Origin of the sequence: Shewanella sp. Isolate8, from assembly GCF_022398495.1 — a bacterium.
GTDB classification, from domain to species: domain Bacteria; phylum Pseudomonadota; class Gammaproteobacteria; order Enterobacterales; family Shewanellaceae; genus Shewanella; species Shewanella aquimarina.
Window position 1 is genome coordinate 1 of the sequence record NZ_JAKEVI010000008.1, and the last position, 13273, is coordinate 13273.

Below are 13273 nucleotides of genomic sequence, written 5' to 3' on the forward strand. Positions count from 1 at the left end.
CCTAGGTACATCCAATCGCAGAAGGTCCGAAGATCCCCTCTTTTCCCCCGTAGGGCGTATGCGGTATTAGCAGTCGTTTCCAACTGTTATCCCCCTCGACTGGGCAGTTCCCTAGGCATTACTCACCCGTCCGCCGCTCGTCATCTTCAAAAGCAAGCTTTTGAAATGTTACCGCTCGACTTGCATGTGTTAGGCCTGCCGCCAGCGTTCAATCTGAGCCATGATCAAACTCTTCAATTAAAAGTTTTTGTGGACCTAAGTCCGACTCAATGAATTCTGATTCACCACTTAGACTCGGAAGAATCTAAGGATGTTTGTACATATTGCTATGGACTCTCACTATCTCTAGTAAAGAATTGCATTGAGATTTAAATCGTTTTCGATTAACTCAATACCTGTGAGTGTCCACACAGATTTCTTGTTTTATCTTGTTAAAGAGCGTTCGCCTCATACTGGAGTCCAGCGGGCTAGGGCTGCGTATTCTACGCTTCTCCCTGTCGGCGTCAAGCGCTTTTTTCAAAAGATTTTTAAGTGGTTAATTACTGCGCTATCGCGCTGTAACCACCGGCTTAAAAACTTGAACCGCTTGTTACCTTGACTCGACCAGCTTGCCTACTCGCTTCGCTAAGTAGCGCCGTTTGCCGTGTCAGTGGGAGCGCATTATAGGGAGCCAAATCTTTTGTGCAAGGGCTTTTTATAAAAAAAAGATCGCATGCCGATCTTTTAGGCAATCGCGATCTTTTTCGTTTAAATTACGGGCAAAAGTGCCGTCTTTTACGGTTTTTTGACCTCTGACGCGATAAAACTCTCGATCAATTTCACCGCCTTATCATCATCCCAATCGACAAAAGTTCTGACGAAGGCGATCAACTCGCCCTGTTGATTGAGAATAAAGGTCGCCGGAATCGTATCTAGAGGAAAGACCTCACCCAGCTGCTGCTGAGGATCATAGTAGGTCTCGAACTTATCCATCCCCAGAGAGGCCAAGAAGGGTTCGACCTTCTCCTTGCCGTTCATATCGATCGAAATCGGAAGGACGCGAAACTGTTTTGGATCGAACTTGCCTTTGAAGCGATCGATAGCCGGCAGTTCACGCACACATGGGGGACACCAGGTGGCCCACATGTTCACCATCACCACCTGGCCACGATACTGACTAAAGTCGATCGACTTACCCTGGGCATCTTTAAATGGCACAGGCTCGATCGGATAGGCTTTTGGCAGCACATTGATTAGATCGACACTCGACTGCACCTCACCGCCCTGCTTCTTTTGCATGCCGGGATAGGCATGCACACTGGCGGCGTATCCGCCTAAGGCAATGGTTGCCGATAGCAGCGCCGTGGCTAATTTTGACTTCATTTATCGTCTCGCTTGAGCAATCTATCCAACTCGGCTTGCTCCTCGGCGCTGATCTCCTGGTCGACGGCATTACTGATACGCTGCTGTCTGACGAAGATAAAGCCGATCACTAAGCCCACCAGCAATAGCGCGATTGGCCCTAGCCATAAGATGTAAGTCTTGGCTTCCATACGTGGCTTATAGAGTACGAACTCACCGTAACGGCTAGTCATGAACTCGATGATCTCATCGTCACCCTTACCGGCATCGACCATTTGATAAACTTCGAGGCGCAGATCTTGCGCCACTGGCGAGTTAGAATCGATCAGGTTCTGGTTTTGACACTGAGGACAACGCAGCGAGTGAGCCAGTTCCAGCGCTCGCTTCTGGTTATCTACCGACTTAAACTCATAGGTGTCCACCGGGGTGGCCATCACGGCGCCAACCAGGGAGAAAGATAACAGTAATGCGGTAATAAACCCGACTAAGGTCTTCATTAAGATGCTCCCTCAGCTTTAGCCTGTGCCTGTAACTCTTGAATCATAGGATAGAGTGTCTCTTTCCAGACACGCATATCGATAGGACCGGCATAACGGAAACGAATGATACCGTTGTGATCCACCAGATAACTCTCGGGAGCACCGTAAACACCAAGATCCAGACCTAAACGTCCGTCGTGGTCGAAGATGTTCTTGGTATAAGGATCCCCTTCGCGGCTAAGCTCACGGATAGCCATCGCACGCTCGTCACGATAGTTGATGCCATAAATAGGCAAAATGTTTTGTCTGGCCAAACGCATCAGATAGGGATGCTCATACTTACATGAAGGACACCAGGTGGCCCACACGTTCAGCAGTGAGACCTGACCCTTGATGCTTTCATTGGTAATGATCTCATTGGCATCTTCTAGCTTTTGCAGCTGGAAAGCCGGTATCGGCTTTCCTTCTAATGCAGAGTCCAGCTGCTGTGGATTCAGGAAGAGTCCCTTATAGAGGAACACTCCCATCACCAAAAACAGAATCAAAGGAATAAAGAGTACTAGCCTTTTCTTCATACTTGCCCCAATTCAAGTTATGCGGTTGCTAATTTTGCTTGTTTGGCTTTTTCGCCGGCGCTTTCTGTCGCCTTGGCTCTGCGGTAACGCTTGTCCGATGCCGCGAACAGACCACCTACCATCATGAAGATGCTTCCGAACCATAACCAACGTACGAATGGTTTATAGTTCAGACGTACGGCAAACTCGGTACGGCTGATAGGATCGCCCATGGTGATATAGAGATCGCGGAACAGTCCCCAATCGATACCAGCCTCTGTCATATCCATGGTACGTACATTGTACTGACGACGATCAGGCTTAAGCAGCGTGATGAACTCACCGTCTTTGGTCACTTCGACCTGACCCTGCTGGGCGGTATAGTTAGGACCGACAACATTCTTGGTCTCGATATAATGGAAGCTATAGCCCGCCAGCTCCTGGGTAATGCCAGGGCCCATGCGAACACTCTTCTCGATCGAGTAGTTAGAAACCATAGTGGCACCAACCACAGAGACGGCGATACCTAGGTGAGCGATGATCATACCTAGCTGGCTGCGCCCCATACGCGCCAGGCTTAGGCCATCTTTAGACTGCATGATGTCGTAGGCGGCGCGCAGGGTTGAAACCGTCACCCATACCGCAAGACCGATACCAAACATCACCCAAGCATTAAACTTGCCATCAACCAGGAAAGGCGTCGCCACACCGATCACTGCAGAGACGATAGCAGGCACCATCAGCTTGGCCTTAAGTTCGCCGGCCTTGGCACGCTTCCAGCGGATGCTAGGACCTATGCCCATGAAGGCAAATAGCACGAGTGCGATCGGCACGAATACCGCGTTGAAGTATGGTGGGCCTACAGAGATTTTACCCATGTTCAGGGCATCGATCAGCAGTGGGTAGAGTGTGCCCAGCAGCACGGTACCACAAGCCACGGTAAGCAGGATATTACCTACCAGCAGCATGGTTTCTTTCGACATCAGCTCGAAGCGCGCCGGGCTCTTCATATCACTAGCGCGGAAGGCAAACAGGGTCAGTGAGCCGCCGATGGCAAGGCCAAGCAGCAATAGGATGAACATACCACGGCTTGGATCCGCCGCGAATGAATGCACCGAAGTCAGTACCCCTGAGCGCACGATAAAGGTACCCAAGAGACTCAATGAGAATGCGAAAATAGACAGTAATACCGTCCAGTTACGGAAGGTTGCACGCTTCTCGGTCACGATGACTGAGTGCAGCAAGGCGGTACCGATCAACCAAGGCATGAATGAGGCGTTCTCGACGGGATCCCAGAACCACCAGCCACCCCAGCCGAGTTCGTAATATGCCCACCAAGAACCGAGAGAGATACCGCCAGTTAGGAAGATCCAGGCTGCCAGTGTCCAAGGACGGCTCCAACGTGCCCAGGCCGAATCCAGACGTCCGCCCATGAGCGCGGCAATGGCGAAGGCAAAGCTCACCGAGAAACCAACATAACCCAGGTACAACATAGGTGGATGGAATATCAATCCAACATCCTGCAGCATAGGGTTAAGATCGCGTCCCTCCATCGGGATAGGGAATAGACGCTCGAATGGGCTCGATGTCAGCAGCATGAAGAGAGAGAAGCCTATCACTATCATGGCGAGAATAGAGAGTACACGCGCGGTGAAGACCTCTTCGAGCCCCTTACTAAAGAAGGCAACCGCAGCGGTCCAGACAGACAAGGCGAACACCCAGAAGAGCAATGAACCTTCGTGGCCACCCCATACCGCGGCTATCTTGAAGAAGATCGGCAGCTGAGAATTTGAGTGGTGTGCAACATAGGCGACAGAGAAATCGTCGACGGCAAAACTATAACCTAGGACGATGACAGAAAGAGCGATAAAGAAAAACATGCCGTAACTCAACGGCCAGGCATAACGCACCAGATATTGATCTTTGCGAGCAACACCGATTAAGGGAACGCTGGCCAATAGAAAGGCAAATGCCAATCCTATTATCAACGAAAAGTGACCTAATTCAGGGATCATGGGGTTTCCTCAGTCCTATATGAGAACCAGTCGAAGCATTAGCCTCTCCTAATTCACCAGAGTTTGCAATTCACACTACTCAAGGTACAAAATTTGAGTCATTTTAGTATTTGCTATTGTATCTGTCTGCCTCTTTCGCACAATTCTGGGTGACCTGTCTCATTCTTGCGAACAGAAACGCAGGGTTACAATTGTTATAAACTGACAGATTTTATGCTCTGACCCTTGTTTGAAACTTAAGTTTCAGCCAATTTTTGAAAATAGAATCGAACTGTGAACCAGTGCAAAAGTATCAGTATTTAACGGCTTGAATCCCTTATATTACTGTTCAATGAATAATCTTTACGTATAATCTGATCCCTATATCGCGCGGTATCCCCGCATTCCTGCAACTAATGTGAAAAAGAAATAATGACCACACTCTGGATTTTTATTGCGCTTTTTGTATTAGTCAGCCTAGTGCTGATTTGGTTTCCACACTTCCGCCAGCAAAAGATGTTAAAGGCCGAAGAAGCCGGTGTGCGTAGGGCCACCAACCTCGAACTCTTTGACAATCGCCTGGCGACGCTAGAGAAGGAACTCGAGGATGAGCTGCTGGATCAAGATGAGTTTAACGCACTAAAGAAAGAGCTCGAGATCAGTTTGCTACAGGACATGAAGCAGGGCGAAGATGAATCCTTGGTCGGTCAAATAAAGCCTAAGAGCCTGCTCTGGCCAACCCTGATGTCTGTCGTCGTCATAGGCGTTTCAGGCTACTTCTATGCCAACCTAGGCGCCTATGCCAACCTGGATAAGGCCGTTCCCGACAACCCACACGCAGGTATGGATGCCGCCCAGATCATGACGCAGCGCATTCAGATGATGGAATCACAGCTGCAGGCCGAGCCGGAAAACAGCCAACTGCTATTTAGCTTGGGCCATGCCTATATCAGCGCCAACCGTTATGACGATGCGGTAAAGGCATTCGACAAGGCGATGGAGCTTGTAGGTACCCACGCCGAACTGCTTGGGCCTAAGGCGACGGCCATGTACTACAAGGCAAACCAGAGAATCACTCCTGCGGTACAGGCTATTATCGACCAGTCACTGGCTCTAGATCCTGAAGACCCATCTACCCTACTCCTCGTCGGTATGGATGCCTTCTTCAGTGCCCAATATAAGAAGGCCATCGATGCCTGGCAGATCATTCTCGACAGCGACAGAAGCGATGTGGATCGTAGCGCTATCATCAACGCCATCGAGAGCGCCAAGATGAGAATGCAGGCTGAGACCGGCGAGATGCCTAACGACGCGACGCATCAGCAGGCCGCCACTACAGGCAAGACTGTCACCATAGATGTCTCTATCGCACCTGAGCTGGCAGAGAATGTAAGCAGTAGCGACATGCTATTTATCTTTGCCCGTAACACCCAGGGCCCTAAGGTTCCGCTAGCGGCAACTAAGGTATCTGCAAAATCACTGCCTGTATCTATCACCTTAGATGACAGCACTGGCATGGGCGGCGATATCAAGCTAAGCGACGCCAAGCAGGTTGAGGTGATCGCCGTGCTTTCTAAGCATGGGTCGGTCAAGGCACAACCTGGCGATCTGCAGGGTCGTCTGGAATCTATGGATGTGGGCGCAACCGCCAAACTGGTGATTGATACCCTGGTACAATAATCCTGGTTCAGTCATGAACAGAAAAGCCGGCATTTAGCCGGCTTTTTTATTGCTCCTCTGCTTTATTACAAGCATCACTTTTAATGGAACCTACCGAGAAGCAGACATAAAAAAACCGACCATAAGGTCGGCTTTTTTCAACGAAGTCAAATTACTTAGACATGAACTCGATAGCGTTCTTGTAATCTTCGTCGGTACAATCTGTGCACATACCACCTGGTGGCATAGCGTTCAGACCAGTCTTAACACTACCTACTAGTGCGTCTAGGCCTTTCGCTAAACGAGGCTCCCATGCAGCTGCATCATGAGCTTTAGGGGCACCGGCGACACCCATACTGTGGCATACATGGCATGCCTTGTTATATACAGCTTCACCTTCTTGTGCAAAAGTGTTTGCAGACAAGGTCAATGCAGCCACTGCAGACAATGCTAACAGTTTTTTCATGTTCAATGTTCCTAATGCAAATATTAACAGAGCTCTATGCCACCCTAAACTGGGGCAGACTTATTCTATAGCGGCCCTAGGATACATCAAACTTCAACAAATCTCACCTTTTTGTGATTAATATCAGAATTTGACGGTTCAACATGTTATAGGTGCCCGAGTTACCTGATACATTAGCAATTGTTGAAAAAGTTCAATCTCAATGACGAAAAGGTTTTACTTTTTGGAAGCATATCAAATTGCTGACACTAATCAGATAGCAAGACTAAACCCCTCAAAGGGATTATGTTAATATCGCTTATGTTTACATCAGGCTTGAGATAGAGGGTTCAGTGGTAGAAGAAAAAACAGCAACAACACTGGTATCAGCCGATAACTTGACTTGTATCCGCGAAGAGCGAATTCTCTTCGACGAGCTGAGCTTTGATATCCAAGCAGGTGAGATCGTTCAAATCGAAGGCCCCAATGGTGCGGGTAAAACCAGCCTACTGAGGATCCTTGCCGGCCTGTCGCGTCCCTATGCGGGCGAGGCCAAATACAAAGGCACCGACATTACTCGCTGCCGCGACGAATACAATGACGATCTTTTGTATCTGGGCCACCTTGCAGGTGTAAAGAGCGAGTTAACCGCCGAAGAGAATCTTAACTTCAATTTAAGAATCAGCGGGTATGATGATTTCGAAACCAACCAGATCCTCGCTAAGGTAAACCTGTCTGGCTTCGAGGAAGCCTTGGCCGGTCACTTGTCGGCGGGTCAACATCGTCGTACCGCCCTAGCCCGACTCTGGCATACCAACTGTAAGGTCTGGCTACTGGACGAACCATTTACTGCAATCGATAAGAAAGGCGTCGAAGAATTGGAACACCTGTTTTTACAACATGCTCAAAACGGCGGCTGTGTCATCATGACCACCCACCAGGACATGAGCATTATCGGTGACGATATTCTCCGTAAGATTCGCCTCGATTACCGCTTTATTTAAAGGTGCAGTGAATGAATAAAGGTATCAGTTTCACCCAAGCGTTTTTCACCCTACTTAAGCGCGATCTAAAGATTGCGATTCGTCACAAGGGTGACATCTTTAACCCCTTACTGTTTTTTATCCTAGTGGTCACCCTCTTTCCGTTAGGTATTGGCCCTGAGCCACAGGTACTGACTCGCGTGGCACCAGGCATCATCTGGGTCGCCGCCCTATTGGCCTCTATGCTGTCGCTCGAGCGTCTGTTTAAGGCAGACTTTGCCGATGGCAGCCTGGAACAGATGCTGCTTAGCCCACAACCGTTGTCACTCATGGTATTGGCCAAGGTGCTGGCCCACTGGTTATTGACGGGCGTGCCACTGATCTTGGTAGCTCCACTGCTGGCCGTGCTGCTGCATCTGGAAGCCAACAGCTATGGCGCACTGATGGCGACTCTCGCACTGGGCACCCCGGTACTGAGTTTACTGGGTGCAATCGGTGTCGCACTGACCGTGGGTCTACGTAAAGGCGGCGTTCTGCTGAGTCTGTTGATCCTGCCGCTCTATATACCGGTTCTAATTTTCGCAACCAGCGCCATCGACGCCGCTGGTCTAAATCTACCCTACAGCGGCCATCTCGCTATCATAGGCGCTATGCTGGTCGGTTCGTTAATATTGGCACCTTTTGCAATTGGTGCCTCACTAAGAGTGAGTACTAACTAATATGTGGAAATGGCTACATTCTTACGCAGACCCTCAAAAAGCCTATAACCTATCCGGCAGGCTATTGCCTTGGTTTGCGACCCTTGCAATCGGGTTTATTGGTGTGGGTTCAATCTGGGGTCTGTTGTTTGCACCGGTAGATTACCAACAGGGTGACAGTTACCGCATCATCTTCATCCACGTACCCGCAGCTTCTATGTCGATGTCTGCATACATGGCCATGGCCACCTCGGCCTTCATCGGCCTCGTGTGGCAGATCAAGTCAGCCGACTGGGCCGCTGCTGCCATCGCGCCCATTGGCGCCGTCGTCACCTTTATAGCACTTATCACGGGTGCCGCCTGGGGTAAGCCTATGTGGGGCACTTGGTGGGTATGGGATGCTCGCCTAACCTCAGAACTGGTACTGCTATTCCTCTACCTGGGCGTCATCTCTCTATACGCCTCGTTTGAGGATAAGGTACTCGCCGCTCGCGCCGCAGGTATTCTGGCTATCGTGGGTGTGATTAACATTCCTATCATCAAGTACTCGGTAGAGTGGTGGAACTCGCTACACCAGCCGGCCACCATTAAGATCACCGAAAAGTCATCTATGGCGCCTGAGATGTTATACCCTCTGTTGATCAACATCTTCGGTTTCGGCCTAATGATAGGTGCTATCACGCTTATTCGTTTCAGAGCCGAGATCCTTGCCAGAAACGGTATGCGTCCCTGGGTGAGGGAACTCGCGCAAGCTGAAGGAGTCAAATAATGCAGTTCGATTCATTAGCAGAATTTTTTAACATGGGTGGCTACGCCTTTTATGTGTGGCTATCTTACGGCATAACCGCCTTCGCACTAGGCACCTTGATCGTGGTGAGCCTGCGCCAGAAGCGCAAGATCCTCACCGAGATATCGAAGAAGATGCAACGCGAAGAACGCCTCAAAGCCAACCGGAGTAAAGAACAGTGAACGCCAGACGTAAGAAAAGACTCGCCTTAGCAACCGCCCTAATTGGTGGCGTCGCCGCCATCGCGTCCTTGCTACTCTATGCGCTCAACTCGAACTTGAACCTTTTCTATACCCCAACAGAAATCGTTCACGGTAAGAAAGACACAGGTGTTAAACCTGAAATCGGCCAACGTATCCGTGTCGGTGGCATGGTTACCGTAGGTTCCCTGGTGCGCGATCCCGATAGCCTACACGTCGAGTTCGCCGTACACGATGCCGCCGGTGGCGAGGTCATGGTGACCTACGACGATCTGCTGCCTGACCTCTTCCGTGAAGGCCAGGGCATCGTTGCTCAGGGTGTGTTGATTGAAGGTGGTAAGTTAGAAGCAACTGAAGTCTTGGCTAAGCATGACGAAAACTACATGCCGCCAGAAGTGGCCGAAGCCATGGGTCAGACCCATGAGAAACTCGATTACAACTCAACACAGAAATCCGGTTACTAAAGCCAAACATCGAATACCTAAAGGCCTCTTTTGAGGCCTTTTTTATTGCCTGTTCTCTACGTTGGCGCAAAATCGTCTATAACTATGTAAAAGACTTTGGGGCGAAATAATTTAGGGAATCCCGTCCATGCGCATACTTGCCTGTCTCTTGCTATTCTGGGTCTGCCTGCCCGTATCGGCCAGCAAGCTGATGTTCATTCACAGCTATCATGAAGGCTACCCCTGGGTGCAGGACTATCGTCGAGCAATAATAGAAAACCTCAGTGAGCCCAGCGAGGTGACGGAGATCTACCTCGACTCCAAGCGACTACCTCGTGACGCCTATATCAAACGCGCAGAAGAGGCCTGGCATGCGGTTAAACGCCATAAGCCAGATATCATCATACTCGCGGACGATAACGCCATCTCGCTGCTTAGCGAGCGCATAGCAGATACCAAGATTCCAGTGGTATTTCTCGGCCTCAACACCAACCCCAGAGATCATGGACTACAGGCCTATCAGCAATTTACCGGCATACTCGAACGGCCATTGTTCAAACGCTCACTCCTACTGGTCGACTGCCTGTTACCAGGTAATGAAGACACCAAACTGCTGATCCTTTCTGACAATAGCGCGACCGCACGGGCGGCCTTCGGCCCTATCAGCCCCGACTTTAAGCCAATAAAGATAGGTAAGCTGACCATAGCCTTCACCTTGACCAACTCGGCTAAGGAGTGGCAACAGGCGGTGCGCGATGCCAAAAAGGCCGGCTACCACGGGATATTTACCGGGCTATACCACACCTTAATCACGGCGAGTGGCGAATACATGGATTCGGATGAGATCATTTCCTGGACGGCAGCTCACGCCCCCGTGCCCCACTTTGGTTTCTGGGACTTCACGGTAGGCAAGAGAGCCAATCTAGGCGGCTATGTGCTCAACGGCTACGAACACGGCCTACTGGCGGGTAAACTGATCAATCGACTCTTAGCCGGTGAGCAAGCCAGCCAACTTGGCTATGTCAGTGACAGTAAGGGGACTTTTCGGTTTAGCCTGTCGGGCGTCGCAAGATGGCACCTTTCGATACCAAAGGAGATAGCCAAAAAGGCAGATTGGGTGGAATAGAAATTTTTAGCAATAAAAAAGCCGGGCAATGCCCGGCTTTTTACAATGAACTTAAGTGTTACTCAGCAGCTTCTTCAACAGCTTCAGCAGCTTCTGGACGACCTACTAGTTCGATATACGCCATAGGCGCCTTATCACCAGTACGAAGACCGCACTTAAGGATACGGGTGTATCCACCAGGACGTTCCTGGTAGCGTGGACCCAATTCATTAAATAACTTACCTACGACTTCAGCGTCGCGAGTACGTGCAAATGCCAAACGACGGTTTGCAACACTGTCACTCTTAGCAAGTGTTATTAGAGGTTCAACTACGCGACGCAATTCTTTCGCCTTAGCTACAGTAGTCTTGATCACTTCGTGACGGACTAATGAGCTTGCCATGTTACGGAACATAGCTTGACGATGACTGCTGTTACGGTTTAGTTGACGACCACTCTTACGATGGCGCATGACCTAATCCTTATTACCTAAATCTGTACAAACTAGGACTTATAGGTCGTCTGCTAAACTGGCTGGAGGCCAGTTTTCTAGACGCATACCTAATGAAAGTCCGCGAGAAGCCAACACATCCTTAATTTCGGTAAGAGACTTCTTACCCAAGTTAGGTGTTTTAAGTAGCTCAACCTCAGTACGCTGTACCAGATCTCCGATGTAATGAATCGCTTCGGCTTTCAAACAGTTAGCCGAACGTACAGTTAGCTCTAGATCGTCGACAGGACGCAACAGAATTGGGTCGAACTCTGGTTTCTCTTCTTTCTGTTCTGGCTCAGTGACATCACGTAGCTCAACAAACGCATCTAGCTGTTCAGCCAGGATGGTTGCAGAACGACGAATCGCTTCCTCAGGATCGATAGTACCGTTAGTGGTCATATCGATAACGAGTTTGTCCAAGTCAGTACGCTGTTCAACACGTGCTGCTTCAACATTGTAAGCAATACGCGCGACAGGTGAGAAAGATGAATCCACTAGCAGACGGCCAATTGGGCGATCGTCGTCTTCGGTCTGTGCACGAGCCGAAGCTGGTACATAACCACGACCACGCTCAACGCGGATACGCATGCTAATGTCATTGTTACCAGTCAGATGACAGATAACATGATCAGGATTCATAATAGTAACATCACCATCGTGCGTGATATCTGCTGCGGTAACAGGGCCTGCGCCTGACTTGCTTAAAGTAAGCATAGCCTCGTCTTTACCCTCGATAACCACTGCCAAACCTTTAAGGTTTAGAAGGATCTCTAGGATATCCTCTTGTACGCCTTCCTTGCTGCTGTATTCGTGCAGTACACCATCAATCTCGACTTCGGTAACCGCGCAGCCGGGCATAGACGACAATAGGATACGACGCAACGCGTTACCTAAAGTATGACCAAAACCACGCTCTAGCGGCTCCAGTGTAACCTTGGCACGTGTTGGGTTAACCTGCTCGATATCAACGAGACGCGGTTTAAGAAATTCTGTAACAGAACCCTGCATTGTGTCCTCTCTTGTTTATTAGCTTTACTTAGAGTAAAGCTCGACGATCAGCTGTTCGTTAATATCCGCAGATAAATCGCTACGCTCTGGCAGACGCTTGAAAGCACCTTCCATCTTAGCGGCATCTACTTCAACCCATGTTGGCTTTTCGCGCTGAGAAGCAACCTCTAGAGCAGCTTTAATACGAGCTTGCTTTTGAGACTTCTCACGAACGCTAATTACATCATTCGCAGACACTTTGAATGATGGAATGTTAACAACGCGGCCGTTTACCATAATTGACTTATGGCTAACTAGCTGACGTGCTTCAGCACGGGTAGCACCAAAACCCATACGATAAACAACGTTATCTAAACGAGTTTCCAAAAGAGTAAGCAGGTTTTCACCAGTGTTACCTTTTAGACGTGCAGCGTCTTTGTAGTAGTTACGGAATTGCTTTTCAAGCACACCATAAGTACGACGAACTTTTTGTTTTTCGCGCAGCTGAACGCCGTACTCAGACAAACGTGCTTTACGAGCGCCGTGTTGTCCAGGTGCAGCTTCAAGCTTACACTTCGAATCAATTGCTCTCACACCGCTTTTCAGGAAAAGGTCAGTACCTTCTCGGCGAGTGAGCTTGAGCTTTGGACCCAAGTATCTTGCCATGTTCTTTCTCCAACTATCCTATTAAAAACGGGGCGATTACACGCGACGTTTCTTAGGAGGACGACAACCATTATGAGGGATCGGCGTCACATCGGTAATGTTGGTTATCTTGTAACCAACCGCGTTCAGCGCTCGAATAGCTGACTCACGTCCTGGACCTGGACCCTTCACGAAAACTTCAAGGTTTTTAACACCGTAGTCCTGAGCAGCAACACCTGCGCGCTCAGCAGCTACCTGTGCAGCGAATGGGGTAGATTTACGTGAACCACGGAAACCTGAACCACCAGAAGTTGCCCAAGAAAGTGCATTACCTTGACGATCTGTAATGGTGATAATGGTGTTGTTGAAAGATGCATGGATATGAGCCATGCCATCAGCAACCTGTTTACGTACGCGCTTGCGCGTTGAACGTGACGGAACTTTAGCCATATTGGTTTAC

At 49.5% G+C, this 13273-nt stretch carries 16 protein-coding genes and 1 rRNA gene; 7 read left to right on the forward strand and 10 right to left on the reverse strand.

Annotation, left to right across the window (positions count from 1 at the left end):
• The 5 genes from L1D43_RS19430 to nrfE all read right to left on the reverse strand — a co-directional run.
• Positions 1 to 240: ribosomal RNA gene (locus tag L1D43_RS19430) — 16S ribosomal RNA — on the reverse strand; the annotation flags it as partial.
• 534 nt (positions 241 to 774) lie between these two features.
• Positions 775 to 1362, reverse strand: a complete 588-nt coding sequence (locus L1D43_RS19435) for a TlpA disulfide reductase family protein (RefSeq protein ID WP_239854145.1) — start codon at positions 1360 to 1362, stop codon at positions 775 to 777.
• Positions 1359 to 1838: a heme lyase NrfEFG subunit NrfF gene (gene nrfF, locus L1D43_RS19440; RefSeq protein ID WP_239854147.1), complete on the reverse strand. Its 480-nt coding sequence runs from the start codon at positions 1836 to 1838 to the stop codon at positions 1359 to 1361. The genes L1D43_RS19435 and nrfF overlap by 4 nt, the downstream gene beginning before the upstream one ends.
• A complete protein-coding gene (locus tag L1D43_RS19445) occupies positions 1838 to 2395 on the reverse strand; it encodes a DsbE family thiol:disulfide interchange protein (RefSeq protein WP_041510722.1) in 558 nt (185 codons plus the stop codon). The genes nrfF and L1D43_RS19445 overlap by 1 nt, the downstream gene beginning before the upstream one ends.
• A gap of 17 nt (positions 2396 to 2412) precedes the next feature.
• Positions 2413 to 4389, reverse strand: coding sequence for a heme lyase NrfEFG subunit NrfE (nrfE, locus tag L1D43_RS19450; RefSeq protein ID WP_239854149.1), 1977 nt, complete (start codon positions 4387 to 4389; stop codon positions 2413 to 2415).
• Between the two features lie 411 nt (positions 4390 to 4800).
• Here nrfE and ccmI point away from each other — a divergent pair, with 411 nt between their 5' ends.
• Positions 4801 to 6048: a c-type cytochrome biogenesis protein CcmI gene (gene ccmI / locus L1D43_RS19455; protein WP_041510724.1), complete on the forward strand. Its 1248-nt coding sequence runs from the start codon at positions 4801 to 4803 to the stop codon at positions 6046 to 6048.
• Between the two features lie 151 nt (positions 6049 to 6199).
• Here the strand turns inward: ccmI and L1D43_RS19460 are convergent, their stop codons facing one another.
• On the reverse strand, positions 6200 to 6493 hold the full coding sequence (locus L1D43_RS19460; protein ID WP_041510725.1) for a c-type cytochrome: 294 nt from the start codon (positions 6491 to 6493) through the stop codon (positions 6200 to 6202).
• 332 nt (positions 6494 to 6825) lie between these two features.
• Here L1D43_RS19460 and ccmA point away from each other — a divergent pair, with 332 nt between their 5' ends.
• The 6 genes from ccmA to L1D43_RS19490 all read left to right on the forward strand — a co-directional run bounded on the left by ccmA (position 6826) and on the right by L1D43_RS19490 (position 10709).
• Positions 6826 to 7476, forward strand: coding sequence for a cytochrome c biogenesis heme-transporting ATPase CcmA (gene ccmA / locus L1D43_RS19465; RefSeq protein ID WP_160798914.1), 651 nt, complete (start codon positions 6826 to 6828; stop codon positions 7474 to 7476).
• Positions 7477 to 7487: 11 nt separating this feature from the next.
• Positions 7488 to 8174, forward strand: coding sequence for a heme exporter protein CcmB (gene ccmB, locus L1D43_RS19470; RefSeq protein ID WP_041510727.1), 687 nt, complete (start codon positions 7488 to 7490; stop codon positions 8172 to 8174).
• 1 nt (position 8175) lies between these two features.
• Positions 8176 to 8922, forward strand: coding sequence for a heme ABC transporter permease (locus L1D43_RS19475; RefSeq protein WP_041510728.1), 747 nt, complete (start codon positions 8176 to 8178; stop codon positions 8920 to 8922).
• The gene (gene ccmD, locus L1D43_RS19480; protein WP_041510729.1) at positions 8922 to 9122 is read left to right on the forward strand and encodes a heme exporter protein CcmD; all 201 of its coding nucleotides are present in this window, start codon (positions 8922 to 8924) and stop codon (positions 9120 to 9122) included. The genes L1D43_RS19475 and ccmD overlap by 1 nt, the downstream gene beginning before the upstream one ends.
• The gene (gene ccmE, locus L1D43_RS19485; RefSeq protein WP_041510730.1) at positions 9119 to 9604 is read left to right on the forward strand and encodes a cytochrome c maturation protein CcmE; all 486 of its coding nucleotides are present in this window, start codon (positions 9119 to 9121) and stop codon (positions 9602 to 9604) included. Before ccmD ends, ccmE begins: the two co-directional genes overlap by 4 nt.
• A 127-nt stretch (positions 9605 to 9731) precedes the next feature.
• Positions 9732 to 10709 carry a hypothetical protein gene (locus L1D43_RS19490; RefSeq protein ID WP_239854151.1) on the forward strand — a complete coding sequence of 326 codons (978 nt, stop codon included), beginning with the start codon at positions 9732 to 9734 and terminating at the stop codon, positions 10707 to 10709.
• Positions 10710 to 10767: 58 nt separating this feature from the next.
• On the opposite strand, the gene rplQ is transcribed toward L1D43_RS19490, so the two are convergent.
• The 4 genes from rplQ to rpsK are packed head-to-tail and all read right to left on the reverse strand — an operon-like array spanning position 10768 to position 13263.
• Positions 10768 to 11160: a 50S ribosomal protein L17 gene (rplQ, locus tag L1D43_RS19495; protein ID WP_011863991.1), complete on the reverse strand. Its 393-nt coding sequence runs from the start codon at positions 11158 to 11160 to the stop codon at positions 10768 to 10770.
• Positions 11161 to 11199: 39 nt separating this feature from the next.
• Positions 11200 to 12189 (reverse strand): DNA-directed RNA polymerase subunit alpha, encoded by a 990-nt coding sequence (rpoA, locus tag L1D43_RS19500; RefSeq protein ID WP_011863990.1) that lies wholly within the window; start codon positions 12187 to 12189, stop codon positions 11200 to 11202.
• A gap of 24 nt (positions 12190 to 12213) precedes the next feature.
• Positions 12214 to 12834 carry a 30S ribosomal protein S4 gene (gene rpsD, locus L1D43_RS19505; RefSeq protein WP_011863989.1) on the reverse strand — a complete coding sequence of 207 codons (621 nt, stop codon included), beginning with the start codon at positions 12832 to 12834 and terminating at the stop codon, positions 12214 to 12216.
• Positions 12835 to 12870: 36 nt separating this feature from the next.
• The gene (rpsK, locus tag L1D43_RS19510; protein ID WP_011863988.1) at positions 12871 to 13263 is read right to left on the reverse strand and encodes a 30S ribosomal protein S11; all 393 of its coding nucleotides are present in this window, start codon (positions 13261 to 13263) and stop codon (positions 12871 to 12873) included.
• Positions 13264 to 13273 lie beyond the last annotated feature (10 nt).

What these genes read in the sequence shown, in the direction of transcription:
- ccmI (WP_041510724.1), top strand. Translation starts at nt 4,801, where the DNA reads ATGACCACACTCTGGATTTTTATTGCGCTTTTTGTATTAGTCAGCCTA.
- L1D43_RS19490 (WP_239854151.1), top strand. Translation starts at nt 9,732, where the DNA reads ATGCGCATACTTGCCTGTCTCTTGCTATTCTGGGTCTGCCTGCCCGTA.
- L1D43_RS19475 (WP_041510728.1), top strand. Translation starts at nt 8,176, where the DNA reads ATGTGGAAATGGCTACATTCTTACGCAGACCCTCAAAAAGCCTATAAC.
- ccmD (WP_041510729.1), top strand. Translation starts at nt 8,922, where the DNA reads ATGCAGTTCGATTCATTAGCAGAATTTTTTAACATGGGTGGCTACGCC.
- nrfF (WP_239854147.1), bottom strand. Translation starts at nt 1,838, where the DNA reads ATGAAGACCTTAGTCGGGTTTATTACCGCATTACTGTTATCTTTCTCC.
- ccmB (WP_041510727.1), top strand. Translation starts at nt 7,488, where the DNA reads ATGAATAAAGGTATCAGTTTCACCCAAGCGTTTTTCACCCTACTTAAG.
- rpoA (WP_011863990.1), bottom strand. Translation starts at nt 12,189, where the DNA reads ATGCAGGGTTCTGTTACAGAATTTCTTAAACCGCGTCTCGTTGATATC.
- L1D43_RS19445 (WP_041510722.1), bottom strand. Translation starts at nt 2,395, where the DNA reads ATGAAGAAAAGGCTAGTACTCTTTATTCCTTTGATTCTGTTTTTGGTG.
- rpsD (WP_011863989.1), bottom strand. Translation starts at nt 12,834, where the DNA reads ATGGCAAGATACTTGGGTCCAAAGCTCAAGCTCACTCGCCGAGAAGGT.
- rplQ (WP_011863991.1), bottom strand. Translation starts at nt 11,160, where the DNA reads ATGCGCCATCGTAAGAGTGGTCGTCAACTAAACCGTAACAGCAGTCAT.
- L1D43_RS19435 (WP_239854145.1), bottom strand. Translation starts at nt 1,362, where the DNA reads ATGAAGTCAAAATTAGCCACGGCGCTGCTATCGGCAACCATTGCCTTA.
- L1D43_RS19460 (WP_041510725.1), bottom strand. Translation starts at nt 6,493, where the DNA reads ATGAAAAAACTGTTAGCATTGTCTGCAGTGGCTGCATTGACCTTGTCT.
- nrfE (WP_239854149.1), bottom strand. Translation starts at nt 4,389, where the DNA reads ATGATCCCTGAATTAGGTCACTTTTCGTTGATAATAGGATTGGCATTT.
- rpsK (WP_011863988.1), bottom strand. Translation starts at nt 13,263, where the DNA reads ATGGCTAAAGTTCCGTCACGTTCAACGCGCAAGCGCGTACGTAAACAG.